This window comes from Arthrobacter sp. ERGS1:01, assembly GCF_001281315.1.
Classification (GTDB): Bacteria; Actinomycetota; Actinomycetes; order Actinomycetales; family Micrococcaceae; genus Specibacter.
In genome coordinates this window covers 3,052,346-3,079,092 of the sequence record NZ_CP012479.1, presented here as the reverse complement: position 1 = coordinate 3,079,092, position 26,747 = coordinate 3,052,346, and the positions used below count along the sequence as shown (strand labels likewise).

Annotated in this window: 19 protein-coding genes and 1 pseudogene; 12 read left to right on the top strand and 8 right to left on the bottom strand. The window is 66.6% G+C overall.

Annotated features, from left to right (window positions below):
* The first annotated feature begins 47 nt into the window (after window positions 1–47).
* On the top strand, window positions 48–950 hold the full coding sequence (locus AL755_RS17910; protein WP_082369397.1) for a LysR family transcriptional regulator: 903 nt from the start codon (window positions 48–50) through the stop codon (window positions 948–950).
* Here AL755_RS17910 and AL755_RS17905 read toward each other — a convergent pair.
* The 4 genes and pseudogenes from AL755_RS17905 to AL755_RS17890 all read right to left on the bottom strand — a co-directional run bounded on the left by AL755_RS17905 (window position 947) and on the right by AL755_RS17890 (window position 6,230).
* Window positions 947–2,293, bottom strand: coding sequence for an MFS transporter (locus AL755_RS17905; RefSeq protein ID WP_054012160.1), 1,347 nt, complete (start codon window positions 2,291–2,293; stop codon window positions 947–949). The genes AL755_RS17910 and AL755_RS17905 overlap by 4 nt on opposite strands.
* Window positions 2,294–2,575: 282 nt before the next feature.
* Window positions 2,576–4,965: pseudogene (locus AL755_RS17900) on the bottom strand (ATP-binding cassette domain-containing protein).
* Between the two features lie 69 nt (window positions 4,966–5,034).
* Complete coding sequence (locus AL755_RS17895) at window positions 5,035–5,391, bottom strand: VOC family protein (RefSeq protein ID WP_054012159.1); 357 nt, start codon at window positions 5,389–5,391, stop codon at window positions 5,035–5,037.
* 140 nt (window positions 5,392–5,531) lie between these two features.
* Window positions 5,532–6,230 carry a FadR/GntR family transcriptional regulator gene (locus tag AL755_RS17890; RefSeq protein WP_054012158.1) on the bottom strand — a complete coding sequence of 233 codons (699 nt, stop codon included), beginning with the start codon at window positions 6,228–6,230 and terminating at the stop codon, window positions 5,532–5,534.
* Between the two features lie 288 nt (window positions 6,231–6,518).
* Between AL755_RS17890 and AL755_RS17885 the strand changes: the two genes are divergently transcribed.
* The 3 genes from AL755_RS17885 to AL755_RS17875 all read left to right on the top strand — a co-directional run bounded on the left by AL755_RS17885 (window position 6,519) and on the right by AL755_RS17875 (window position 10,263).
* On the top strand, window positions 6,519–8,006 hold the full coding sequence (locus AL755_RS17885; protein ID WP_054012157.1) for an amino acid permease: 1,488 nt from the start codon (window positions 6,519–6,521) through the stop codon (window positions 8,004–8,006).
* Complete coding sequence (locus AL755_RS17880; protein ID WP_150117158.1) at window positions 7,996–9,792, top strand: asparaginase domain-containing protein; 1,797 nt, start codon at window positions 7,996–7,998, stop codon at window positions 9,790–9,792. The genes AL755_RS17885 and AL755_RS17880 overlap by 11 nt, the downstream gene beginning before the upstream one ends.
* 93 nt (window positions 9,793–9,885) lie before the next feature.
* Window positions 9,886–10,263: a VOC family protein gene (locus tag AL755_RS17875; protein ID WP_054012155.1), complete on the top strand. Its 378-nt coding sequence runs from the start codon at window positions 9,886–9,888 to the stop codon at window positions 10,261–10,263.
* Between the two features lie 31 nt (window positions 10,264–10,294).
* On the opposite strand, the gene AL755_RS17870 is transcribed toward AL755_RS17875, so the two are convergent.
* On the bottom strand, window positions 10,295–11,821 hold the full coding sequence (locus AL755_RS17870; RefSeq protein ID WP_054012154.1) for a PucR family transcriptional regulator: 1,527 nt from the start codon (window positions 11,819–11,821) through the stop codon (window positions 10,295–10,297).
* Between the two features lie 176 nt (window positions 11,822–11,997).
* On the opposite strand from AL755_RS17870, the gene speB reads away from it, so the two are divergent.
* From speB to AL755_RS17850, 4 genes are all read left to right on the top strand, one after another.
* Window positions 11,998–12,993: an agmatinase gene (gene speB, locus AL755_RS17865; RefSeq protein WP_192841632.1), complete on the top strand. Its 996-nt coding sequence runs from the start codon at window positions 11,998–12,000 to the stop codon at window positions 12,991–12,993.
* Window positions 12,994–13,270: 277 nt separating this feature from the next.
* A complete protein-coding gene (locus AL755_RS17860) occupies window positions 13,271–14,728 on the top strand; it encodes a purine-cytosine permease family protein (RefSeq protein ID WP_054012152.1) in 1,458 nt (485 codons plus the stop codon).
* A gap of 84 nt (window positions 14,729–14,812) precedes the next feature.
* A complete protein-coding gene (locus AL755_RS17855; protein ID WP_192841630.1) occupies window positions 14,813–16,315 on the top strand; it encodes an aldehyde dehydrogenase family protein in 1,503 nt (500 codons plus the stop codon).
* Window positions 16,316–16,342: 27 nt separating this feature from the next.
* Window positions 16,343–17,635 carry a D-arabinono-1,4-lactone oxidase gene (locus AL755_RS17850; protein WP_054012151.1) on the top strand — a complete coding sequence of 431 codons (1,293 nt, stop codon included), beginning with the start codon at window positions 16,343–16,345 and terminating at the stop codon, window positions 17,633–17,635.
* A 77-nt stretch (window positions 17,636–17,712) separates the two neighbouring features.
* Here AL755_RS17850 and AL755_RS17845 read toward each other — a convergent pair whose 3' ends face one another.
* Window positions 17,713–18,384: a GAP family protein gene (locus AL755_RS17845; protein WP_054012150.1), complete on the bottom strand. Its 672-nt coding sequence runs from the start codon at window positions 18,382–18,384 to the stop codon at window positions 17,713–17,715.
* A gap of 107 nt (window positions 18,385–18,491) precedes the next feature.
* Between AL755_RS17845 and AL755_RS24165 the strand changes: the two genes are divergently transcribed.
* The 4 genes from AL755_RS24165 to AL755_RS17830 all read left to right on the top strand — a co-directional run bounded on the left by AL755_RS24165 (window position 18,492) and on the right by AL755_RS17830 (window position 24,295).
* A complete protein-coding gene (locus tag AL755_RS24165; RefSeq protein WP_237762539.1) occupies window positions 18,492–19,451 on the top strand; it encodes an ATP-binding cassette domain-containing protein in 960 nt (319 codons plus the stop codon).
* Entirely contained in the window at window positions 19,409–20,077 is a 669-nt protein-coding gene (locus AL755_RS24160; protein WP_237762538.1) for an ATP-binding cassette domain-containing protein, read from the top strand. Before AL755_RS24165 ends, AL755_RS24160 begins: the two co-directional genes overlap by 43 nt.
* Window positions 20,078–20,167: 90 nt before the next feature.
* Window positions 20,168–22,237: a S8 family serine peptidase gene (locus AL755_RS22980; RefSeq protein ID WP_202813528.1), complete on the top strand. Its 2,070-nt coding sequence runs from the start codon at window positions 20,168–20,170 to the stop codon at window positions 22,235–22,237.
* 114 nt (window positions 22,238–22,351) lie between these two features.
* Complete coding sequence (locus AL755_RS17830; RefSeq protein ID WP_082369395.1) at window positions 22,352–24,295, top strand: penicillin-binding transpeptidase domain-containing protein; 1,944 nt, start codon at window positions 22,352–22,354, stop codon at window positions 24,293–24,295.
* 64 nt (window positions 24,296–24,359) lie between these two features.
* On the opposite strand, the gene purU is transcribed toward AL755_RS17830, so the two are convergent.
* Window positions 24,360–25,220 (bottom strand): formyltetrahydrofolate deformylase, encoded by an 861-nt coding sequence (gene purU / locus AL755_RS17825; protein ID WP_054012148.1) that lies wholly within the window; start codon window positions 25,218–25,220, stop codon window positions 24,360–24,362.
* Window positions 25,217–26,707 (bottom strand): amino acid permease, encoded by a 1,491-nt coding sequence (locus tag AL755_RS17820; protein ID WP_054012147.1) that lies wholly within the window; start codon window positions 26,705–26,707, stop codon window positions 25,217–25,219. The genes purU and AL755_RS17820 overlap by 4 nt, the downstream gene beginning before the upstream one ends.
* Window positions 26,708–26,747 lie beyond the last annotated feature (40 nt).

Here is a 26,747-nt window from a genome sequence, read left to right as displayed (position 1 = left end):
CAAGTTGAATCCAGAAACAGTTATTTGGTTTTTGATAGACTTTGCCTATGGGAATAACGTTGCGCCAGGTGGAAATTTTTGTGGCCGTTGCCGAAGAGCTGCACTTTGGCCGGGCGGCCGAGGCACTGCATATTTCGCAGCCCACGGTGAGCCAGGAAATCAGCCGGCTGGAGAAGACCCTGGGCCTGTCCCTCTTCGATCGATCCCGCCGATCCGCGTCGCTGACCCCGGCCGGCGAAGTCATGGCGGAGGAGGGCCGGGCGCTGATGGCCCAGGCCGCCAGCCTCGTGGGACGGGTGAAGCTGTATGAGGAAAGCCGGATGCGCACTGCGGTGATCGTCGCCTCGCCCAGCGTTGTCAACCAACTGCTGCCCGCCGTCATCAGCCGGGCCGAGCACGTGCTGCCGCAGGTCCAGATCTCCGAATCCGCCGTCGACACCGGACAGGTGTCCTCGACGTTGGCGTCCGAGCGCGGCGACATTGGTTTGGGCCGCTTCCTTGACGAGATCCCCGGATTCACGAAGGCGACGATCGCCGATGAGCAGGTCTTCGTGGCCGTGAGCCGGGCGCACCCGCTGGCCGGCGGGGAGAGCATTGAACTGCAGGAACTCCACGACCTGCCGCTGCTGTTGTGGCCGCGCGAGCAGAATCCCGCGTACTACGACTTCCTGCTGCAGCTGTGCACCGAACGCGGGCTCAGCCCCATGGTGCTGGTGAGCCCGCCAAAGATCGTCGGCTCCCGGCGGTACCTGCTGTCCGAGGCGCGGGCCTTCTCCCTGGTCCCGGCGTCGATGGTGGGCCACATGTCGGAGGATTTGAGCACCCTGCCCCTGGCCGTCCCCGCAACGCTTGCCCTGGAGATGCAGTGGCGCAGCAGCGATGTCCGTCCGCAACTGAAGATGCTGCGCAAGCTGATCCGCGAAGAGGCCGTGGCCCTGGGAAAGATCTAGGCCCGGGGCACGTGGGCCGTTCCCCGGCCCGGATTCCTAGAGCCGGACCGGGACCTGAACGTGGGCCTGCGGCTCACCAGGCTGAGCAGGGCCAGCACCAGGGCGGCGCTTGCGGCCAGGGCAAAGCCCGGGCGCGAGCCGAAGGTCTCGGAAATGGTTCCGCCGAGCGCCGTGAAGAGGGCCTGGCCCACGATCAAGGCGCTGGCCAACATGGTCATGACGGTGGTGGTGCGGCCCTTCGGGGTGCGTTCGTTGGCAATGCTGAACAACGTCACGATGGTTACGCCGATGCCCGCGCCGGCCGCGGCAAGGCCGATCGACATGGTTGCCACGGTGGTGGCCGCCATGAGGGAGGCGCCGGCCGCCGTCGCAAGGGCGGCGAAGATCAGCCAGCGTGCGTGCAGCTTGAAGCGGGCGGGGGCGAAGATGATCAGGATGGCCGTGATGACCGAGCCGATGCTCATGCCACCGTAGACGATGCCCGTTGACAGTTCCATGCCCTGGTCCTTCATGAACACGGTCAGGGCGGTCAGGGTGGAGCCGAAGAAGGCGCCGACCAGGAACATGCCCACCGGCAGGATCAGCAGGGCGGGGTTGAAGATGCTGGTTTTCTCCGTTGCGGCGTGGTCGGCCTTGGCGTGGCCGTCGTCGTGCGTTTCCTCGGGGCTGCCGGTGGGGTGCAGGGCGAACCAGACCACGAACACGGCCGCGATGGCGGCGGCGACGGCCAAGGGTGCGCCCGCGCCGAGCGCCGTGGCGGCGAGTCCCACGGCCACCGGACCCAGCACGAAGGCGGTTTCGTCGGCGACGGATTCGTAGCTCATGACGAGCGAGAGCATGCGGACCCGGTGGGCTCCCGACGTCCGCTTCATGACGAGTGAAACGAGCCGGGTGCGGGAGAACGCGGCAACCTGCGGGGCGCTGGCGCCGATCAGGAATCCCACGGCGCCGATGGCCCAGAGCGGGGCTGCGGCGTAGCCCAGGAACAGGAAGGCGACCAGGGCCGCGACGTTGGCCGCGGAAAAGGAAAGCAGCACGCGGCGTTGGCCGTATTTGTCCGCGAGCGAGCCGACCATTGGACCCACGGCGGCCGTGCCGACGCCGGCGATCGCGGAAACCAGTCCGGCCTCGGCGATTGAGCCGCGAACGCTGGCGGTGAAGGTCAGCAACCCCACCACCGTCATGGCGAACGGGAGCCGGCTGATGAAGGCGAGCGGGAAGTAGACGGGTCCCACGGCGGAGTACAGTTCCTTGGCGCGCGACGGCGGTCGGGTGCCCGGTGCCTGCTGTCCCGTTGCCGCCGCTGTGCCGGATCCGGCCTTGCGCACGTCGCGCGTTTTCATCAAAGTCTGCTTTCTGTCCTGGAGCGGCGGGACCGTGGCCCCGGGCCGTACGCCCGTACTGCCGTCCTAGGCGAGCCTATAAACAGATGACATTGCAATCAATAATGAATAATACGAATCTACATAGACAAAGGCTATGAGCGGACTGGGGGCGGCGCCGTGAGTGCGCAGCTGATGCTGTTTCCAAAGTTGTAAACCACATCAGCTGCGCACTAACTGCCCGCTGTGGCCACGCCCGCGAGGGCCCCGAACCGAGGAACGAGGTTTGGGAGCGGGTGGGGATCACGCTCCGACGTAGGCCGCCAGGTGCTCGCCGGTGAGGGTGGACTTGCCGGCCACGAGGTCGGCCGGCGTGCCCTCGAAGACGACCGAACCGCCGTCGTGCCCGGCGCCGGGGCCGATGTCGATGATCCAGTCCGCGTGGGCCATGACGGCCTGGTGGTGCTCGATCACGATGACCGACTTGCCGGATTCCACGAGCCGGTCCAGCAGGCCCAGCAGGTTTTCGACGTCGGCCAGGTGCAGGCCCGTGGTGGGCTCGTCCAGGACATAGACGCCGCCCTTCTCGGAGAGGTGCATCGCCAGCTTCAGGCGCTGGCGCTCACCGCCGGACAGCGTGGTCAGCGGCTGGCCCAGGCTCACATAGCCGAGTCCGACGTCGTTGAGCTGGGCCAGGATCTTGTGCGCGGCGGGGATCTTGGCATCGCCCGAGCCGAAGAACTCCTCGGCCTCGGCCACGGACATGGCGAGGACCTCGCTGATGTCCCTGCCGCCGAGCTTGTACTCGAGCACCAGGGCCTGGAAGCGCTTGCCGCCGCACTCCTCGCAGGGCGTGGAGACCGTGTCCATGAAGCCCAGCTCGGTGTAGATGACGCCGGCGCCGTTGCAGACCGGGCAGGCGCCCTCGGAGTTGGCGCTGAACAGGGCGGGCTTCACTCCGTTGGCCTTGGCAAACGCCTTGCGGATCGGCTCCAGCAGGCCCGTGTAGGTGGCCGGGTTGCTGCGCCGCGAGCCCTTGATGGCGCCCTGGTCGATCGAGACAACGCCCTCGCGGCGGGCCACGGAGCCGTGGATCAGCGAGCTCTTGCCCGAGCCTGCCACGCCCGTGACGACCGTCAGGACGCCCAGCGGGATGTCGACGTCGACGTTCTTCAGGTTGTTCGTGTTGGCGCCGCGCACCTCAAGGGCGCCCGTTGCCTTCCGTGCCGTGGTCTTCAGTGTGGCGCGGTCGTCGAGGTGCTTGCCGGTCAGGGTGCCGCTGGCCCGCAGGCCGTCCACGGTGCCCTCGAACATGACCTCGCCGCCCCCGCTGCCGGCGCGCGGACCGAGGTCCACCACGTGGTCCGCGATCGCGATGGCCTCCGGCTTGTGCTCAACCACCAGCACGGTGTTGCCCTTGTCGCGCAGCTGCAGCAGGAGCGTGTTCATCCGGGCAATGTCGTGCGGGTGCAGGCCAATGGTGGGCTCGTCGAAAACGTAGGTGATGTCCGTGAGCGAGGAGCCGAGGTGGCGGATCATCTTGGTCCGCTGCGCCTCACCGCCGGACAGCGTGCCGGACGGCCGGTCCAGGCTCAGGTAGCCCAGCCCGATCTCGACAAAGGAATCCAGGGTGTCGCCGAGGGCGCCGAGCAGGGGAGCGACGGACGGCTCGTCCAGGCCCCGGACCCAGGCGGCGAGGTCGCTGATCTGCATGGCGCAGACGTCGGCGATGTTCAGCCCGTGGACCTTGGAGGACCGTGTCAGCTCGGCCAGCCGGGTGCCGTCGCACTCGGGGCACGTCTGGAACACCACGGCGCGGTCCACGAATGCGCGGATGTGCGGCTGCATGGCGTCGCGGTCCTTGGACAGCATGGACTTTTGGATCTTCGGGATCAGGCCCTCGTAGGTGAGGTTGATGCCCTCGACCTTGATCTTGGTGGGCTCCTTGTGGAGGAGGTCGTTGAGTTCCTTCTTGGTGAACTTGCCCAGCTTCTTGTCCATGTCGAAGAAGCCGGAGCCGGCGAAGATGCGCCCGTACCAGCCGTCCATGCTGTAGCCGGGGATCGTCAGCGCGCCCTCCGAGAGCGACTTTCGGAGTCGAATAGGGCACCCAGGTCAAAGTCGGACACCGCGCCGCGGCCCTCACAGCGCGGGCACATGCCGCCCGTGACGCTGAAGGTGCGCTTCTCCTTGACGGTCTGGCCGCCCTTTTCGATCGTGACGGCGCCCGCCCCGCTGACCGAGGGCACGTTGAAGGAGTAGGCCTGCGGCGAGCCGATGTGCGGGGTGCCGAGCCGGCTGAACACGATCCGCAGCATGGCGTTCGCGTCCGTCACCGTGCCCACCGTGGAGCGCGGATTGGCACCCATCCGCTCCTGGTCCACCAGGATCGCCGTGGTCAGCCCCTCGAGCACATCGACATCGGGCCGGGCCAGCGTGGGCATGAATCCCTGGACGAACGTGCTGTACGTTTCGTTGATCATCCGCTGCGACTCGGCCGCAATGGTGCCAAATACCAGTGAACTCTTGCCCGAGCCCGAGACCCCCGTGAACACCGTCAGGCGGCGCTTGGGAATCTCAACGCTGATGTCCTTGAGGTTGTTCACGCGCGCGCCCTGCACCCGGATCAAATCGTGGCTGTCGGCAATCCTCGGCGCCGGCTGCTGCTGGTCAGTGCTCGTGTCGGTGCTCATGGGCTCTCGCTTCTCTGGTGCGGGGTGTTTGCTGTCTACTTTATCGCCGGGGACGTTCGACGGCGGCGCTCACCTGTCCTCGACGACGCCCAGGACATTTCCGTCCAGATCGGTCACGCTGGCCACCCAACGGGTGCCGCCAACATTGTGGGCGGGCTCGGTCACGGTGGCGCCGGCCGCCGTCAGCTCGGCAAGCTTGGCGTCGATGTCGGGCACGGCCCAGTAGGCAACCGGCGATTTCATGGCCTGCGGGCCGCCGTTGGGCACGAGGCCGATGTGCTGGCCCTCGGCGTCGTAGCCGACGTAGTAGGGGGAATCGGCCTGCGGTTCCATGCCCAGCAGGGCGGAGTACACCGTCTTGGCGGCCGCCAGGTCGCTGACGGGGTGCAGGACGATCTTGATGCCTTCGGTGGGTGTTCCGGCCATGACGACTCCTAGGTTTGAGGACCATTGTTGGCCCGGTTCAGCTTGTTGAGCTCAACTCTAGGTGGGGAGTCGCGTGGCGCTTCTTGAATCCTGCTCGGCTTGGCAAGGCCCGTGAAGGGGGCCCGCAAAGGGCAGTCGCCTTAGTGCGCCGCGGCGTCGATGTTGGATACTGCCACGGCCACCTGGCGCAGGTGGTTGGCCATGGCGTTCCGGGCCTGTTCGGCGGAGCCGGATTCGATGGCCTTCACGATCTCGGCGTGCTCAATGTCCGAGGCGTGCTGGCGTGCCTGGGTGACGTTGAGGAATTCGGACTGGATGTCCAGGGCCTGCCGGGTGGAGGCCACCACGGACAGGAAGACGGGGTTTGCGCTGGCTTCGGCGATCGCGACGTGCAGTTCGCCGTCGAGCTTGACCCAGGCGTGCAGGTCCTTCGTGGCGTCGAGCTTGGCCAGGATCCGGTGCAGATTGGCCAGCTGGTCCGGGGTGCGGCGTTCGGCGGCATAGCCTGCCGTGGGCACCTCGATGTGGGGGCGGGCCTCGATCAGGTCCCGGGCGCTGAAGTCGCCAAACACGAGCTGTGAATTCTGGGTCTTGGCCAGCAGGAACGTGCCGCTTCCGGTGCGCGTTTCCGTCAGCCCCAGCGTGGCGCAGGCGTGCAGGGCCTCGCGGACCACGGAACGGCTGACGCCGAATTCGCGGGCCAGTGCGAGCTCGGCCGGGAGCCTGTCACCCACGGCGTAGCGGTCGCTTTGGATCATGGCCGTGAGGGCACGGAAAACGGCCTCCGTGGCGCTGATGCGCTCGATGCCATACTTGGCCGGACCGGCAGTCACTGTCATGCTCCTAAGTATTGAAGCCCCCGCAACAACAGTCAATTTGGAGGGGTGGGCGCGGGCCCGCGGGACGGCCAAAAGGGAGGCCTTCGGGAGGGCTCCAGACGGGTCCGCGCCGCCGTGGTGCACGTCATCCAAGGGGTGGTTAGGAGTACGTGCTTGTGTTCTGGAGCACTTTCGCCCTAAACTACGAAACTAATAATCTGTCCGACAGCTCGACAACTGGGCAGCTAGGCAGCTTCTGGGGAAGCGAACGATTATTTCCGAAGTTTTTTCTGAGTCGAAAGGTATCTGATGACCGAGAACAAGGACGTTCTGCAAGCCAGCAGTCCGCAATCCCAGGCCGTGGACATCGGCGACGCCGGCTACCACAAGGGGCTCAAGCGCCGCCACATGTCGATGATCGCCATTGGCGGCTCCATCGGCACCGGCCTGTTCCTGGGCGCCAGCGGCCGCATGGAACTCGCCGGCCCGTCCCTGGCCATCGTCTACATCATCTGCGGCGCGTTCGCGTTCTTCGTGGTGCGGGCCCTGGGTGAACTCGTCATGTACCGGCCGTCGTCGGGCGCGTTCGTCTCCTACGCCCGTGAATTCATGGGGGAGAAGGGCGCCTACTCCGTGGGTTGGCTGTACTTCCTGAACTGGTCCACCACGGTGGTCGCGGACATTACGGCCATTGCGCTCTACGTGCACTTCTGGTCGATGTTCGTCTCGATCCCGCAATGGGTGCTGGCGCTGACCGCCCTGCTGATCGTGGTGGTCATGAACGTGATCTCCGTGAAACTCTTTGGTGAGATGGAGTACTGGTTCGCGATCATCAAGGTCGGCGCCATCGTGATCTTCGGCCTCATCGGCATCTTCTTCATCGTCACCGGCTCCCAGATTGCCGGGCACACTCCCGGACTGTCCATGATCGCCGATAACGGCGGGTTCTTCCCCAAGGGCATCGCCCCCATGTTCACCATTGCGCTCGGCGTGGTCTTCGCGTTCGGCGGCACCGAGATGGTGGGTGTTGCGGCCGGCGAGTCCGAGAATCCGCGCGCCGTGATCCCCAAGGCCGTCAACTCGATCATGTGGCGGATCATCCTCTTCTACGCCGGTTCGGTGGTCCTGTTCACGCTCCTCATGCCGTGGAACGCGTACTCTGCCGGCGAAAGCCCCTTCGTAACCGTCATGAACGCCGTGGGCATCCCCGGCGCCGGCGACATCATGAACATCGTGGTCCTCACGGCTGCCATGTCCAGCCTGAACGCCGGGCTCTACGCCACCGGCCGCACCCTGCGCTCCATGGCCATGGCCGGCACCGCCCCCAAGTTCGCCAAGCGCATGAACAAGTCCGGCGTCCCGTACGGCGGCATCCTGATCACGAGCTCCATCGGCGTGGCCGGCGTCATCCTGAACTTCTTCGTGCCGGAGAAGGCCTTTGAGATCGTGCTCAACCTGGCCGGAATCGGCATCGTGGGCACCTGGGTGTCCATCATGGTCTGCCACTGGCTGTTCCTGCGCAAGGCCAAGCGCGGCGAGGTTGTCCGCCCCACCTTCCGGCTCCCGCTGGCCCCCATCACCAATGTGGTGACGCTGGTCTTCCTGGCCATGGTGGTCATCCTCATGGCCATGGATGCCGAGGTTGGCCGGATCACCCTGGGCGTCTTCGCTATCGTGGTGCTTGCGATGGTGATCGGCTGGTACGGCATCCGCAAACGCATCAACCCCGATGCACTGACCAGCGTTGCCGGCGGCTCCGGCAGCGGCACCGTTGACGAGGGACCCCTTGAAAAGTAATACAGCAACAAAGAGTTCCGCACCCCGCGTGGCCCGGCTCGGCATCATCACCGGTTCGGGCCCCGAGGCCGGACTCGACCTGTGGTCGAAGGTGCTCCGGCACAACCGGGCCATGCTCGGCGAGCTCTACCAGGGCGATACCGACGCCCCCTTCGTGATCATCGCCTCCGTGCCGGAACTGGGCCACTCCATGGAGCTGGAAACCCAGGAAGAACGGGTGTGGCTGGCGCTGGAGCGCACTGCGCGGCAGATGGCCCCGCAGGTGGACTACTACGTGATCGCCTGCAACACGCTCAACTACTACGCCGACCGCCTGGACGCGCTGGGGTTGAGCGCCAGGCTCATCACGCCCGCCCAGGTGGTCATTGAAGAACTGCACCGGCTGGACACCGATTCCGGGCAAAGCGTGGCCCTGCTGGGCAGCCGGCAGACCATGGACCTTGCGCACTGGTCCTCCTATGCGTCGCTGGCCGGGCACTTCCCGCTGGAAATCCCGGCGGAGAATGAGTTGCACAGGCTCATCTACGACGTCAAGGTGGCCGGCGGGTCAACGCCGCAGATCGAGGAGGCCTTCCTGTCACTGGCCGCTTCGCTCGAGAGCACCGTGGTGCTGCAGGCCTGCACCGAGCTGCCGCTGATCAACGTGAGCAGCGAACAGGCCGGCAAGACCTTGATCGACGTCTCGGACCTGCTGGCCCGGACGCTGGCGCAAAAGCACGTTGACGCCCTGTTGGCGGTCCCCGGCCACGGCCACACCACCAACGACGACGGCGCCGATCCCCGCCTGCTGATCGTGTACACGGGCGGTACCTTCGGCATGCACGACCTGGGCGCCGGCCTGGAGGCGAACGCCGAGCTCCAGGAAGAGATCTCGGCCCTGATCGGCGACTACGACGCACGCCGCGGCACGGCCCTGGACTGGGGCTACGTCAAGCTGGAGAAGATCATCGACAGCGCGGAGTCAACCCAGCAAACCGCCGTGGACCTGGCCGCGGAGATCCGCAGCAATGTCGCAGCCGGGGCGGGGGGCGCCAACTATGACGGCGTGCTCGTCATCCACGGCACCGACACCCTCGCCTACACGGCGGCCCGCGTCGCCTTCGAGCTCGCGGACCTGGCCGTGCCCGTGGTGTTCACCGGCGCCCAGTTGCCGCTCGGCTATGCCGGCAGCGACGCGCCGTCGAACTTTGAATACGCGCTCGACGTGCTCACCGGCGTCGTCACGGGGCAAACCTGGGTGGCGTTCAACCACGAGCTGCACCCTGCCGTCCGCGTCAGCAAGTACTCCAGCGAAAGCATGGCCGGATTTGCCTCCCCGCGCCCCCTCGCCGAGGTGGGCGACCCCGCACGGGTCGGCGCCGTCGTCGGCCGGGCGGGGCGGGGGAGCGGGGACGCCCGCAGCATTGGCGTGCTTCCCGTGTTCCCCGGCATCACCACCGAAAACGTGCGCACGGCCCTGGCCTGCTACCCCGACGGCCTGGTCATGGAGTGCTACGGCGCCGGAACCGCGCCGGTCAACACGCCGGGCTTCGTTGACGCGCTCGCTGCGGCCGTGGCCGCCGGAACGCCCGTCCTGGCCATCACCCAGTGCCAGACAGGCTCCGTCAGCCTCTCCCGCTACGCCGTGGGCTCCGCACTGGCCGACGCCGGCGTGCTGGGCGGCGGCGACATGACCCTGGAGGCGGCACTCGCCAAGCTCGGCTACCTGGTGAGCAGTGACGTGGACGCCGCCGGGATCCGGGAAGCGCTCGAGGTCAACCTGATCGGTGAAATCACCACGGCGTAGCCCGTCTGGTGACGGCACCGGCAGCGGTCCCGCTCCCGCTTTCGGTGCCGCACCCCTTCCGCAACGGCCGCGGCAGGACTAGCGTGTGTGCCCATGGACTGGAAACTTGAACTTGTGTTTGTCCCCGTGTCCGATGTGGACCGCGCCAAGGATTTCTACGTCAACAAGGTGGGCTTCAACGCCGATTTTGACGAACGCCCCATGCCGGGAATCCGCTTCGTGCAGCTGACCCCGCCGGGATCGGCGTGCTCCATCTGCTTCGGCGAGGGCCTCACCGATGCCCCTGCCGGGAGCGCGCCCAGCCTGCAAATGGTGGTCAGCGACATCCAGGCGGCCCACGCCCAGCTCAAGGCCAATGGTGTCGACGTGAGCGACGTGGACGTCCAGGACTGGGGCCACTTCGTGTATTTCGCGGACCCCGACGGCAACAAGTGGGCCGTGCAATTCATCCCCGGGCGGCCCAACGGCTAAGTAGTCACTGGGGCGTGCGCAGGCGCCCGCGTCAGAGCGGGGCGGGCGGGCGGCCCGCCTGCCCCTGGAAGTCCATGGCCTCGTTAATCTGCAGGGCAAACCACAGCTGGGCCAGGGTGGATGTCTCCGCCATGTTCAACCCCGTCAGCTCGCTGATCTTCTTGATGCGGTAGATGACGGTTTGCCGGTGGGTGAACATGGCCTCGGCAGTCTTTGCCCACGAACGCTGGAGGTCCAGGAAGGTCCGCAGCGTGACCATGAGGTCTGGCTGCCGGCCGCGCTCGTACTCCATGATGGGACCGAGGAGCCGCTGGACGATTGCCGCACCCTGTTCATAGCTGGTCAGGCCCAGCCACGAGGGTCCGTCGGCGTAACAGACCAGCTGCTCGGCACTGTGCCCCGCAGTTCCCAGGGCCCACAGCGATTCCTGCAGGGCCTGCTGCAGTTCGTTGACGGTGGACGGCGTGCTGACCCCGAGCCTGACGTCCGCCGGTACGGCATGGCGCAACATGTCCAGCGGGCATTCGGCGGAAACCAGGGCATGGAGTTTGTTGAGTCGGCGCACTACGATCGCCGGAAAACCATGTCGCCACAGTTCCAGGTGGATGTCCGCCAAATGCCCGTCGTCGTCGCTGGACATGGAGAGCACCAGGAACTTTTGCGCGGGAACGCCAAACGCCGCCAGCTGGTTTTCCATTTCCGCCAGGCCGTACCGGCCCTCAAAAGCCTGCAGCAGGAATTCCGCGCCCACGCGGCGTTGGCCCTCCAGCGCCAGGACCGTCCGGGACAGCTCCAGGCCGAGGACAGTGGCGGCGTGGAGCAGCACGACGGCGTCCGGGTGCGGTTCCGCGTGCGGCATGACGATCAGCAGCGCGTTGGCATGGGTTGGAATGCCCACCAGCAGGAAATGGTGGTCGCCCACCATGTGCCAGCGAAACGTCTTGGACCCGGCCGCGGCATTCCGCGCCAACGGCTCCACCTCGGCGCGGACCGCCGCGGGAAGCGGTTCGCCGTCCGGATGCCAGGGGTGCAGGCAGCGCCGGTCCACCACGAAGAGCCGGGAATCCACCTCCGCGGCGACGCCCTGGACCAGGCTTTGCCAATGGTTGCCGGTGGTGTCGGTCAACCGCAGGAGGTCGTAGATCCTGGCCGTCTGCCGAAGCCGGCGCGACTCCTCCAGCAGCGATGACTCCGCCACCGTGCGGGCAATGGCGATGAACGGCAGCGGGTAGGGCACGTTGATCAGCGGCAGGGCCAGGGCATCGCAGGCCGCCAGGAACTCGGGCCGGAGGGCGGGGGCGTGCATCTTTTCACCGATGGCCAGTCCGCTGGCGCCGGCGTCGACCAGGGCATGGGCCAGCTCAACCTGGCCGGGCGCGTCGGCCGGGATCGACAGGCCATTGGTCATCATGATCTCGCCGCCCGTGACCCACTCCCACAGCCTGGGCAGATCCGAGGTGTGGGCCCACGTGATGCGGTTCCCCAGGCCGTCGGCGCCCGCGATCAGGCTCAGGCCAAGCTGCGGTTCGGCCAGCAGTTCGGCAACGGTAATCGCCATGGGGATTCGCTCCTTCGTTGGTGCGGTGGCGCGGGCAAATCGTGCACCTTAGACAAATGTATAGACCGCAGGGCGTTTCGTAGTCAATTGCTCGATATACAACGTGACGCACGCCACCAATGATTGAAGTAGCGAGTTCCACCGCCACGAAGAGCAGCCACGAAAGAGGGTCCGCAATGACCACCCACCAGCCAATTGGCCCCGTCGACGCCACCAAGGTTCCGCGCTTTGCCGGCCTGGCCACCTTTGCCAAGCTGCCGCAGATCGACCAGGTGCCCGACTACGACATCGCCGTCGTCGGTGTCCCGTTCGACGGCGGCACCTCCTACCGCCCGGGCGCCCGGTTCGGTCCGGCCGCCGTCCGCGAAGCCTCCCGGCTGCTGCGCCCCGGCTACCACGTGGAACTCAACGTTGAGCCCGTCAAGGAGATGCAGGTGGTGGACGCCGGTGACCTTGCCTGCACCCCGTACGACATCGCCCGCGCCGTGGCCGAAATCGAGGAGCAGGCCCTCCCGCTGATGGCGGAGGACAAGCGGGTCATCGCGATCGGCGGCGACCACACGATCGCCCTGCCCATGCTCCGCGCGCTCACCAAGGTCCACGGGCCCGTGGCGCTGCTGCACTTCGACGCGCACCTGGACACCTGGGACACCTACTTCGACCAGCCCATCACGCACGGCACCATCTTCCGCCGCGCGTTCGAGGAGGGCCTCCTCGTGGAGGACAGTTCCATGCACGTGGGCATCCGCGGGCCGGTCTATGACCGTGACGATTTCCTGCGGGACCACGAGTTCGGCTTCCAGATCATCCGCTGTTCCGACCTGGACGTGATCGGCGTGCCTGCCGCGATCCAGCAGGTCAAGGACCGGCTGGGCAACACCCCGGTCTACGTCTCGATCGACATTGACGTCCTTGACCCGGCGTACGCCCCGGGCACCGGGACGCCGGAGATGGGCGGACTGCACTCCCGCGAGTTGCTGGCGTTGTTGCGCGGATTGAACGGGATCAACATCGTGGGCGCCGACGTCGTCGAGGTCGCGCCGGCCTACGACCATGCCGACATCACTTCCGTCGCCGCGGCCACCGTGGTCTTCGACCTCCTCGGGCTCATGGTCAACCGCAGCAAGGGCGAGCGGATCGTGGCCGAACGGGACCTGGAGGCCGCCGTCTAATCTCTCCGGGCGTGCCCCGGCTCCCGCAAAATTGCACCCCCGCCACCTGTGGCGGGGGTGCAATTCGGCTTAAACTAGTGGTGGATGCCGGTTGCCGCCGGCTCCGAGGGGACTCCGACAAGCGACTAGACAAATGTATGAACGGCCTCGACATATCTGTGCAATCACCGGATTTCAAAAGTGACGCCCGTCACGAATGATTGAAATGTCAGCTTCCTAGCTCACTGAGGGCAACCAGGGAGACAACGAGGTTTTCCATAAACTCTTGGAGCACGTCATGAGTATGAAATCAACACCCCCCGGAACGACGGAGGTTCCTCGCCTCGAGGACAAGACCATCCAGCCCATCCCGTTGAACGAACGCCACGGCAAGGCACGGGATCTGTTCACCATCTGGTTCGGATCCAACATCATGATCATGACCATCGTGACGGGCGGGCTGGCCACCACGGTATTCGGGCTCAACTTCACCACCGCCATCGTCGGCCTCATCATCGGCAACCTGGTGGGCGGGATCTTCATGGCACTGCACTCCGCACAGGGACCGCAACTGGGCGTCGCACAGATGGTGCAGACCCGCGGCCAGTTCGGATCCTACGGCGCCCTGCTCATCGTGGTGATCGTGGTGGTCATGTATGTGGGCTTCTTCGCCGCCAACCTGGTGTTTGGCGGCCAGGCGCTGGCCGCGGTGGCCCCCGGAATCGGCGTGGACGGCGGCATCATCGTGATCGGGGTGGTCAGCGTCATCGCCACCATCTTCGGCTACCGGCTCATCCACGCCTACGCCAGCTTCCTGAGCATCGTGGCCGGTCTGGCCCTCCTGCTGGCCTTTGTCTGGATCCTCTTCGTCCACGGGCTGCCCGCCGGATTCCTCCACGAAGGCAGCTTCAGCTGGGTCGGATTCATGGCCACGGTGTCGGTGGCGGCGCTTTGGCAGCTGGCCTACGCACCTTACGTCTCCGACTACTCCCGCTACATGCCGCAGGGAACCGGCTCTCGCCAGGCCTTCTGGGCCTCCTACTCCGGCTGCGTCCTCGGGACCCTGTTCCCCATGGTCCTGGGCGCAGTGGTGGGATCCCTGGCCGCCGTGCTGACCAAGAACCCGGCCAACGTGGACATCGTCGGTTCCCTGGGTGCACAACTGGGGCCCTGGACCCTGCTGATCATCGCCATCTTCTGCCTCGGCGTGGCAGCCTCCAACGCCATGAACCTCTACTGCGGGGTGCTGTGCACGCTCACGATCGGGCAAACCTTCAAGCCGGCCTGGCTGCCGCGGGCCAAGACCCGCAGCGTGGCCGCCGTCATCCTGTTCCTCGTGGCCGTCTCGATCGCCCTGTTCGCCCGCGACAACTTCATGCTCTTCTACACCAACTTCCTCTCCTTCCTGCTCTACGTCCTGGTTCCCTGGACGGCCATCAACCTGGTGGACTACTACCTGCTGCGCCACGGCGACTACCGGGTTGAGGACTTCTTCCGCCGCGACGGCGGCGTCTACGGCCGCTTCAACTGGGTGGCGATCGGCTGCTACATCGCCGGCATCCTCGTCCAGCTTCCCTTCTCCTCAACGGCCCTGTTCATGGGCCCCGTGGCCCGGGCCATGGGCGGGGTGGACCTGTCCTGGCTCGTCGGCCTGGTAGTTGTTGCACCCGTCTACTACGTCGCCGCCCGGATCGCCGGACGGGCAGCCGCTCCGGCAGTACCGCCGGCACCCGTCCTGGCAACCGACCTCATCTGAAACCGTGCCGGTCGCAGCAGATGCGGCCGGCACGGGCAAAACCCCTCACGTCGAACAACGTACAGAAAGCAAAGGCACACCATCATGACCCTCACCGACATTGAACCCTTCACCGTCCAACGCCCGGCAGCCGGGCAGGATCCGTCGGCCGAGGTGCCGCCGGCGGGGCACTTCATCGGTGGCTCCTTTGTTCCCGGGTCCGGTGCGGACACCATCGACGTCGTGGACCCGGCCACCGAAAACGTCATCGCCCAGGTGCCGGCCGGAACCGCGGCGGACGTCGATGCCGCCGTTGAGGCCGCACTGGCCGCGCAGAAGAGCTGGGGTGCCACAACACCCAAGGAACGCTCCGAGGTGCTGGCCCGGATCGCGAACATCATCGAGGCCAACCGCGAGAGCCTTGAACTGCTGGAATCGGCCAACACCGGCAAGCCGCGGGCCGTTGTCGAGGACGACGTCTCCAGCACCATTGACACCTTCCGTTTCATGGCCGGCGCCTGCCGGACGCTGACCTCGCTGGCCGGCGGCGACTACGCCACCGGACACACCTCGGTGATCCTGCGCGAAGCCGTGGGGGTCGTCGGGGTCATCACCCCCTGGAACTACCCGCTGCTGATGGCGGCCTGGAAGGTTGCGCCGATCCTGGCCGCCGGGAACAGCGTGGTCCTCAAACCCTCCGAACAAACTCCGCTGTCGACCCTGAAACTTGCCGAACTGGTGGCGGGCCAGATTCCCGACGGAATCTTCAACGTTGTCACCGGTCACGGGCGCACCGTTGGCCAGCGCCTGGCCGAACATCCCGCCATTGCCCTTGTGGCGCTGACCGGAAGCGTGGTCAGCGGCCAGGCCGTGGCCGAAACGGCAGCCCGGACCGTCAAGCGGGTCCATCTTGAGCTGGGCGGAAAAGCCCCCGTGGTCGTGTTCCCGGATGCCGATCTTGCCGCGGCCGCGGCCGGAGTGCGCAATGCCGGGTTCTGGAATGCCGGCCAGGACTGCGGCGCCGCATGCCGGGTGCTGGTGCACGAATCGGTCGCCGAGGAATTCACCAGGCTCCTGGTCCAGGAGGTCTCCACGCTTGCGGTTGGCGCGCCGGGGGCGGGGGACGGCGTCGAAATTGGCCCCATGATTTCGCGCCCGCACTTTGAGCGGGTGCGCGCCGCCCTGGCCGAGGCGAAGGCGGCCGGCCTGCACGCCGCCATCGGCGGGAACGTGCTTCAGGGCCCCGGCTACTTCATCGAACCCACCGTTTTCAGCAACGTGCCGGCCGGAGCCGATATTGCCAGCCACGAAATCTTTGGCCCCGTGGTGACCGTCGAAACCTTCGGCAGCACCGAGGAAGCCATTACCCGGGCCAACGAGACACCCTACGGATTGTCCGCCTCGGTCTGGACCAGGGACTCGGCCCTGTCACTGAACGTGCCCAAGGCGCTGGATTTCGGCACCGTCTGGGTCAACTCCCACCTGGTGCTGGCGTGCGAGGTTCCATGGGGCGGCTTCAAGGGATCGGGCTACGGCCGTGACCTCTCCCTCTACGCGCTGGACGATTTCTCCCGCACCAAGCACGTCATGATCAACCACGGCGCATGAGCCCCGCAACCAGCATTGGAGCTTGAGATGACCACGATGAACCTGCGCCAGACGCCCCTGCCGAGTGCCGCCGTCCCGCCCGTTCCCTTCGGCACGGACGTGCCGTGGACCAACTGGGGCGGGAACCAGCAAGCCACCCCGGCGTTCACGGTCCGGCCACGGACGGAGCAGGAAGCACTCGACGCCGTCCGCTTCGCCATCAAGGAAGGCCTCCCCGTCCGCGCCGTCGGATCCGGACACTCGTCCTCGCCGCTGGTCCAGACCGGTGGCGTGCTGCTGGAAATGTCCGCCATGACCGGAATTACCGGCACGGACAAGGCCCGCCGCCGCGCACGGGCACTGGCCGGAACCACCATCAACGCCTTCGGCGACCCGCTGTGGAAGCAGGGGCTGGCCCTGTCCAACCAGGGCGACATCGACAAGCAGCAGATCGCCGGCGCGCTCGCCACCAGCACGCACGGCTCCGGCAAGGACCTGGGCAGCTTCTCCTCGGCCCTGCGCTGGGTCAAACTCATCAACGGCCACGGCGAAATCGTCGAAATCGGAGAGGGGCAGCTGCGCGAACTCCGGGCCGCCCAGGTTGCCCTGGGCACGCTGGGGATCTTCCTCGAGGTGGAACTGGCCGTGGAGGACAGCTACTACCTGCAGGAACAGATCACCTATCCGGACTGGGCCGAGACCGCGGCCACCTGGGATGCGGACATCGACGGCAACCGGCACTATTCCCTTCTCTGGTGCCCCGGCGAAGGATCGGCGGAGCTTTTGGACCTGCCGGGCGCGCCCGGACTGAGCATGACGAACCGCAGCTACACCAAGCGCTACAACAAGGTCCGGATCGCTGATGAAAGCGAAATTTCCACCGTGGAGGGTTCCCGGCTGGATAGGTCGTACCGGATATACCCGGGCGGATTCACCACGCCGTTCCACGAACTGGAGTACTTTGTCCCCCGGGAGCACGGCCTGGCCGCCACCGAGGCCGTGCAGGAGCTGATCCGCACCCGGTATCCCGAGCAGAAATACCCCGTGGAGGTGCGCTGGGTGAAGGCCGACGAGGGCTACATGTCCCAGTTCCAGGGGCGCGAAACCACCGTCATCACGCTCACCACGGAACCGGGAACCGACTACTGGCAGTTCTTCCGGGACGCGGACGCGCTGCTCCAGGAGTTCGAGCCGCGGGCCCACTGGGGCAAGATCCACTTCATGACCCGCTCACGGCTGGAAAGGCTCTACCCGCAGCTCGAGACGTTCATCGATGTCCGGCGCGAATTCGATCCCCGCGGAGTTTTCCTCAACGACCACACGCGGGCGCTGCTCGGCTAGACTGCGCAACCGACCGCGAGGCCCCAGCCAATGGCTGGGGCCTCGCGGTGGCGGCAGTCCACTCGGCGGTCCACGGCCTAGAAGCCGGCGATCCCGTTGCCGATCAACACAAAACCGAAGACCACCAACAGCAGGCCCGTCATGATCGAATGGTTGACCCGCAACCAGGCCATGACCGCCTGCAGCGGAACGTCCGCCCGACGCGGCGCCACCAGGTAGCCGGTCACCGGCAGCAATACCGTCAGCGAGGCGATCAGCAGAAAAGCGGCAGCCGCCCACACTTCCTGGCTGTGGTTCAGCGGCGCGGCACCAATCGTGATCCCGGCGGCCGCCGTCAATGCGAGGTTCTTGGGGTTCGCCGCGGACAGGGTCAGCCCCATGACCAGGCTGCGCCCGGGGGAGTAGCCGCCGGCTGCCGCCATCCAGCGGGGGAGCCCGCCGGCGTCGGGCGGGCCAAAGCGCTTGGCGAACTTGCGCCCGGCCATGACCAGCAGCGCGACGCCCAGCAGGAGCCGGAGGATCCCGACCGCCACCGACGGGCTGCCGTCGCCTGCGTCCGCCACGGCGTCAAGGGAGAGTGTCAGCACGCCCACCACAGCCAGGAGCCCGGCCACCCAGCCTGCCAGGAAGGCCAGGCCGTTGCCCTTGGGGCGGGCCGAGCCGAGCAGCAACACCACCATGATGATCGGAAACGGGCTCAGGCCGACGGCCAGGCCCAGGGGAAGCAGGCCCCCAATGACGTTGTTCACAGCATTGACCCTTCCACATTCGAGCGGGTCCCGGGCGCCCGCGGGCCGGTAAAGTGGAGGCGGGTGTTTAACCAGGGCCCGCCATTCGCAATTGAAGGACCACACCCATGAGCTTGATCCGCCTCAACGACGTCAACGTCCGCTTCGACAACGTGCAGGTGCTGCGCGAGGCATTCTTCAAGCTCGACGACGGCGACCGGGTGGGCCTGATTGGCCGCAACGGCTCCGGAAAGTCCACCCTGCTCAAGCTCGTCATGGACCAGGTGGAGCCCGACTCCGGCACCGTCGCCGTCGAACTGGGCACGAAGATCGGCTACTTCTCGCAGTTCTCCGAGCTCAACGGTGCCGCGACCATCCTGGAGGTGCTCGAAGAGGTCTTCGTCCACGTCAAGGACGTCGAGGCCGAACTTGCCGGGATCGACGCGGCGCTCGCCGTCGACCAGCCCGCGGATGAGCTGGACAGGCTGATCCACCGCCAATCCGAGCTGTTCGCCGACATGGACCGGCTGGACGGCTGGGACTACCAGCGCTCCATCGACAAGGTCCTCACCACCCTTGGCTTCAACGAGGCGCACCGCGTGTGCGCCATCGACGACCTCTCCGGCGGTTGGCGCAACCGGGCCGCCCTGGCGAAGATCCTGCTCGAGGCCCCCGACGTGCTGCTGCTCGATGAGCCCACCAACTACCTCGACGTGGCCGGCGTCGAATGGCTCGAGGGCTGGTTCAAGAACTTCAAGGGCGCGGCGATCATCGTCTCGCACGATCGGAAGTTCCTGGACGCCGTGGTCACCCGGATCATCGAGGTGGAGAACTTCCACCTGCACGAATACCCGGGCAACTTTGCCGACTACGTGGTGGCCAAGCAGTTCCGGCTCAAGACGCTCGAAAGCCAGTTCGTGCACGAGTCCGAGCTGCTCGCCTTCGAGGCCGAAGGGATTTCGGACCGCCGCGAGGCCGCCAAGGCCGCGTCGAGGGCCTGGATTCCAAGCTCTCCAAGATCAAGAAGTCCCGCGCGCCGCGGCCGGTGGACAAGATCATCACCGAAATCTACGGCGGCCTGCACGTGAAGGACGTGCTGTGCAGGGTTGAATCGCTGACCAAGGCATACGGCGAGCGGACCCTGTTCAACGACCTCAGCTTCGAAATCCGCCGCGGCAACCGGATCGTGGTGCTGGGCGCCAACGGCTCCGGAAAATCCACCCTGCTGCGCGCCCTGACGGGGGAGGAGGCGGCCGACGCCGGCTACGTCACCTGGGCCAAGGGTGGCGGGCTGGTCTCCTACAACAAGATCCTGGACGAGCTGGACCCCGACGACACCGTCACGCACGCAGTGAACGCCATGCCGGACAGCCTGGCGCTCACCGCCACCAAGAAATCGGTGAACCGCTTCCTGGCCATGTTCCAGTTCTCCGAGGCGGACTTGAAGCAGCGGATCGGCAACCTCTCCGGCGGCCAGAAGGCGCGTGTGGCGATGGCGCAATGCCTGCTCTCCGGCGCGTCCGTGCTGGTGCTCGATGAGCCCACCAACCACCTGGACATGTCCAGCACCCAGGTCATGGAGCGGGCGCTGCTGCATTTCCCCGGCGCCGTGCTGGTGGTCAGCCACGACCGCTTCTTCACCGACAAGATCGCCAACCGTCGCCTCGTGTTCAACCCGGACGCACCCGGCGTCGTCGACGTCCGCGGCGGCTAAGCGCGCCCGAACCCCGAACGCCGGACGCGCCCGCCGAAACATGGTCACGCCGATGCCGGCCGCGGGGCGTTTGTGGGGCAAAGTACCCTTGTGAGCAAACTCGTGTACCAGGCCCTCGCCGCTGCCCTGGCCGTTCTCCTTGGCGTCTCCCTTCCAGCCGCGGGCGCCGTCGCCGTGCCGTCACCGCCTCCCGTTCAACGGACTGCGGCGGCAGTCCATCCGGACGTGCATCGCAACGTCAAGGCCGCCCTGGCCGGGCACAGGTCCAAGGCTGTCTGTGCGCCGGCCGCCCCCGGACGGGCCAGCTGCAATGCGGTCAAGGACACCGTGGTGGGCGGCCCGTTGGCGGTGTCCGCCGTGCCGGCGGGTTACGCGCCCACGGACCTCCAAGCCGCGTACAAGCTTCCAGCCTCGACCAACGGCGCCGGAATGACGGTGGCCGTGGTTGACGCCTATGGGGACCCCGGCGCCGAAGCGGACCTGGGCGTCTACCGGGACAAGTACGGGCTGCCGCCCTGCACGGCTGACAGTGGATGCTTCACACGCATTGACCAGCGCGGGGGCACGGCTTACCCGGCATCCAACGCAGGATGGACCCAGGAAACCAGCCTCGACCTGGACGTTGTTTCCGCGGCCTGCCCGCTGTGCAAGATCATGCTGGTCGAGGCGGATACGCCGTCCTTTGACGATCTGGGCGCCGCCGTGGACATGGCGGTGGCCAAAGGTGCGGGGGTGGTTTCCAACAGCTACGGGGCGTCGTCGGACACCACGGATCCGTCCTTTGACGCCCATTTCAACCATCCGGGGGTGGCCATCACCGCCAGTTCCGGCGATGAGGGCTACGGCGCGGAATACCCGGCCGCCTCGCCCCATGTGACGGCGGTCGGCGGCACCAGCCTCAGCCTCGACACCGGCGCCCGCGGATGGGCGGAGACGGCGTGGGCCGGTGCCGGCAGCGGCTGCTCCGCGGCATCGGCCAAGCCGTCATGGCAGGTGGACAAGGGGTGCAATACCAAGACCGTCACCGACGTCTCCGCCGTGGCAGATCCCCAAACGGGGGTCGCGGCCTATGACGCCGCCGACGGCTGGATGGTCATGGGCGGCACCAGCGTCTCCGCCCCGCTGGTCGCCGCCGTGTACGCCCTGGCCGGTCCCGCCGCACCCGGTTCCGCACCGGCCGCGTTCCCCTATGTGCACCCGGATCAACTCAACGACGTCACGGCCGGGCGCAACGGCAGCTGCGCTACGGCCTACCTGTGCTCGGCCCAGGCCGGTTACGACGGCCCAACGGGCCTGGGCACCCCCTCCGGAGTCGGGGCCTTCACGTCCCCGCCCGTCCCGACGCCGACGCCCAGTCCGACGCCGACCCCGACACCCAGTCCGATGCCGACCCCGCTACCCAGTCCGACGCCGACCCCGGCCGTGCGCGCAATCCCAAGTTTGGCCGACACCGTGTATGCGGACACCGCGGGCAGGCTCTTTGACGCCCCGGCCAGTGGCAAGGGCGCCGTGGGAACCGCCCGGCAGATCGGTACCGGTTTCTCCGGCGTCCGGGACATGCACGTGACCGACTGGAACAGCGACGGCATTGCCGACCTGCTGGTGCAGTGGACCAGCGGCCGGGTCAACGTCTACCTCGGCACCGCCACGGGGCTCGTGAACGGTCCCGTCATCGCAACCTCGGGCTGGGCCGGTGTCACGCTCACGGTTGGAAAGTGGCAAACCTCGGCCCCCTACCCTTGGCTGGTCGGCACCAACGCGGCCGGCGGCCTGTACTACTGGGCCAACCGCCACGGAACCACGGTGGATACCGCCGTCAAGATCGGCACGGGATGGGGCGGGTTGAAAATCACCCAGCTCGATTTCGACGCGGACGGAAAACAGGACCTGCTGGTGCGGCGCTCCACCGGGGTCCTTCAGCTCTACCGCAGCAACGGAGCCGGCCAGCTGGTCAACGAGACCCATGGGACCATCGGCACCGGCTGGCAGGGCTTCGATTCCCTGAGTCCGGTCCCGGGATTTGCCGGTTCCGGCAGCCGCGGGATCCTGGCCCGGACTGCGGCAAGCGGGATCCGCTACTACTATCCGGTCCTTAAGGGTGGCTGGGGTGCCCGGGTCACCCTGCCCGGCAGCTGGAAGAGCCTTTCGATTGCCGACTGATGTATTCCGGCCGGCCTGCGGGCAGGCCCCGCACCGCCACCGTGATCCCGCGTGGAAGTCCGGCCGGGCAATCTTTCTTCGGTAGGCTAAGCACAAACCAACGTCAGGGAGCTCATGATTCGTCGCGTCGCAGGTATGTTGCTGGTCCTAGGCCTTGCCCTCACGGGCGCGGCCTGTTCCTCGCCCAAGGATGACGGGACGGCGACCGCCAAGGCCCTTGCCACGGCGCTGTCCACGCACACCGTGGGCAGCGTGCCGTTCGACCAGCCGGCCTCGGACGTGCAAACCCAGCTGACGGACCTGTCCAAGACGATCGACCCCACCTGGCCCAAGGTCACCGTGGCCGGCGTCGCGGTGAAGGAGGACGGCACCGCCCGGATCTCCCTCGACTACTCCTGGACGTTCCCCCGGATCGCCACGCCCTGGACGTACAAGACCGGCGCCGACATGAAGCGCAACGGCGACGGCTGGACCATCACCTGGACCCCGGAGATGGTGGAGCCCAGCCTGAAGGCCGGCGAACTGATGAAGGTGGCCACCGTCTACGGAAAGCGGGCGGGCATCGAGGCCTCGGACGGCCAGGAGATCGTCAAGGACCGCCCCGTGCAGACCCTGGGCATCAACAAGGACGGGCTCACCGACGCGCAGGCCGCGGCCTCGGCCAAGACCCTGGCCGGCGTCCTGGACATCGACCCGGCAGCCTACCTGGCCAAGGTCAAGGCCTACGGCCCGGTTGCCTTCGTCGACGCCATCACGCTGCGCCAGGAAGCCTACGACGCGCTCAACCAGGATCAGCTCAAGCCCATCAAGGGATTCCTGGCCACGGCCGGCACACTCCCGCTGGCGCCGTCGCGCACCTTTGCCCAGGCCATCCTGGGCTCTGTGCACGAGGCCACCGCCGAAGACATCGAAAAGTCCAAGGGCACCGTGGTGGCCGGGCAGATCCTGGGCGGCAGCGGCCTGCAGGCCGCCTTCGATGCCCAGCTTGCCGGCACTCCCGGCGTCAACGTCACGGCCGTTCCAGCCGAAGTGGCCAAGCCGACGGCGAGCGCAAGCGCCGCCGCCGACTCCACGGCCACCGACACGGCAGCCTCGCGCAGCTTGTTCAGCGTGCCCGCCACGGACGGCAAGGACGTCAAGACGACCCTGGTGACCAAGCTGCAGAGCACCACCGAGAACATCCTGGCGGACGTGAAGACACCCAGCTCGATCGTGGTCATGAAGCCGTCCACCGGTGCCATCCTGGCCGCCGCCAACGGCCCCGACAGCAACGGCTACAACACCGCATTCCTGGGCGAATACGCACCAGGATCCACGTTCAAGATCGCCACGTCGCTGGGCTTGTTCCGCACCGGGTTGACCCCCACGTCCACGGTCAGCTGCACCCCCGAGTTCACCGCCGACGGCAAGAAGTTCTACAACGCCCCCGGCTACGCGGCCGACGCCACGGGCCAGATCCCGCTGACCACGGCCATTGCGCACTCCTGCAACACGGCGTTCCTGTCCGAGTACCAGAAGCTCTCGCAACCCCAGCTGGCTGACGCCGCGGGCGCCCTGGGCATCGGCATGACCAATGACCTGGGCCTGGATGCCTACATGGGCTCAGTGCCGCGCGATTCGGCCGGCACGGAGCACGCGGCGTCCATGATCGGCCAGGGCAAGGTGCAGGTGTCCCCGCTGGCACTGGCCACCCTGATGTCCTCCACGGTCAAGGGTTCCGTGGTGGTTCCGAAGCTGATCGTGGGCCATGACGGCAAGGCCAAGCAGGCGGCCGGTGCACCGTTGACGGCGAAGGAAGCCGCCGGCCTGCGGACCATGATGCGGGCCTCCGTCACCGACGGCTACCTGACCATCCTCTCGGATCTGCCCGGCGCCCCTGCCCTCGGCAAGACCGGCACGGCCGAGTACGGCACCGACAACCCGCCGCGCACGCACTCCTGGGTCATTGCGGCCCAGGGTGACATTGCCGTCGCCGTGTTTGTCGAGGACGGGGACCTGGGCGCCATCACGGGTGGTCCGCTGGCCCGTGCCGCGCTCGTGGCCGCATCCGGCAACTAATACCGAACCTTAAACGAGTGGGGCCGGCCGCGGTTACGGCCGGCCCCACTCGTTTGAGGGAGGGTTAGCGGAGCACCACTGTCCTGTTTCCGGAGAGGATGATCCGGCCCTCGGCGTGCCATCGCACGGCATTCGTGAGCGCCTTGCATTCGGCATCCCGGCCGGCTGCGACGAGGTCCTCCGGCTCGTAGCTGTGGTCCACCTCGATGACGGACTGGGCGATGATCGGGCCCTCATCCAGCTCGGAATTCACGTAGTGGGCCGTGGCGCCCACGGTCTTGACCCCGCGCTCGTAGGCCTGGTGGTACGGCTTGGCGCCCTTGAAGCTGGGCAGGAACGAGTGGTGGATGTTGATGGCCCGCCCGGAGAGCACCGAGGTGAGGTTGTCGCTGAACACCTGCATGTAGCGGGCCAGCACCACCAGTTCAACCTTGTACGTATCCACGAGTTCCAGCAGCTGTGCCTCGGCGGCCGGCTTGGTGTCCGGGGTGACGGGGATGTGGTGGAACGGGATCCCGTGCCAGGTGACCAGGTCCTTGTGGGTTTCATGGTTGGAGACGACGGCGACGATCTCTACCGGCAGTTCGCCGTTGCGGGCGCGGAAGAGCAAATCGTTGAGGCAGTGGCCAAACTTGGAGACCATGACCAGGATGCGTTCCTTGCGCTCCTGCGGTTCCAACCGCCACTTCATGCCCCAGCGCTCGGCCACCGGGGCAAACTCCGCCCGGAGTACTTCGCGGTTTGGCCCGTCGCTGCCGGCCAGGAAATGCACCCGCATGAAGAAGTGGCGTTCAATTTGGTCGCCGAACTGCTTGATGTCCACGATGTAGCAGCCATGGTTGAGCAGGTATTCGGCCACCGCATGGACGATTCCGGGGGACTCGGCACAGTCCAGGGTCAGCACAAACCCTTCGCTCGCCGTCATCGTCCGGCCACCGTTCCGCTGTCGCTCAAGTCCTGGGCCGCGTCCTTCTCAGACTGCAGATCGCCCTGGAACTTCTCATAGCGGGCCAGGTGGTTGGGGCGCTTGCGCAGGAAGAACCACACCACCCCGAGGATGATGAACCAGACCGGCGTGACGAGCAGCGCCTGGAAGGTGTCCGGCTGGGTAGTCAGCGCCCAAAGGACGAACGCGAAGAACGCGAAGACCACCACCACCATGGGGATCCCGCCGGGCATCTTGAATTTGGAGGCCCGGTGCAGTTCCGGGCGGCGCCGGCGGAACGCGATGTAACTGGCCAGGATGATCGACCACACGAAGACGAAGCACACGGCGGAGACCGTGGTGACCATGTCGAACGCCTTGCCGATGTCCTGCCCGGCGTACATGAGCACCACACCGGAAAGGAGCAGGACGCAGGAGAGGAACAAGGCGTTCTTGGGCACCTTGCGGCCGGAAAGCTTGCCGAACAGGGTGGGGGCGTCGCCCTCCTGGGCCAGGCCGTAGACCATGCGGGAGGTGGAGTAGATGCCCGAGTTGGCGCTGGACATGGCCGACGTCAGAACCACGAGGTTGACCACCGTGGCGGCGGCGCCGAGCCCGGCCAGCGAGAACATGGCGATGAAGGGGCTGTGACCGGCGGCGAACTGGGTCCACGGGATCACGGACATCAGGATCACCAGGGCGCCCACGTAGAAGAGCAGCACGCGCACGGGGATGGAATTGATCGCCTTGGGAAGGTTCTTTTCCGGGTCCTTGGCCTCGGCCGCCGTCGTACCCACCAGCTCGATGCCCACGAAGGCGAACACGGCGATCTGGAAGCCGGCCACGAATCCCATGAATTCGTGCGGGAAGAAGCCGCCGTGGCTCCACAGGTTGGTGAAGCTTGCGGCGCCGGCTTCCGAATGGAATCCGCTGAAGATCATGAACAGGCCCACGATGATCAGGGCGGCAATGGCGACAATCTTGATCAGCGCGAACCAGAATTCGGTCTCGCCAAACGCCTTCACGGTGGTCAGGTTCAGCAGCAGGAGGATGCCGATGGTTACCAGCCCGGGAATCCACAGGGGAAGTCCCGGCCAGAGTTCCTGCGAATATCCGGCGATCGCGATCACGTCCGCGATCCCGGTGATGACCCAGCAGAACCAGTACGTCCAGCCGGTGAAGAAGCCGGCCCAGGGACCCAGCAGGTCCGCGGCGAAATCGCTGAAGGACTTGTAGTGGAGGTTGCTCAGCAGGAGCTCGCCCATGGCGCGCATGACGAAGAACAGCATGAAGCCGATGATCATGTAGACAAAGACCACGGAGGGGCCGGCGGCGGAGATCGTCTTTCCCGAACCCATGAACAGGCCCGTGCCGATGGCCCCGCCAATGGCGATCAGCTGGATGTGCCGGTTGCTCAGCTGCCGTTCAAGCTTGGGCGGCGTGCCGGAGGCGGACGCGGGCTGATGAATCGTCAAAGGGAACTCCATCGTTCAGGTGGCAGGGCAGCCACGAGGATTCGGGTTCCTC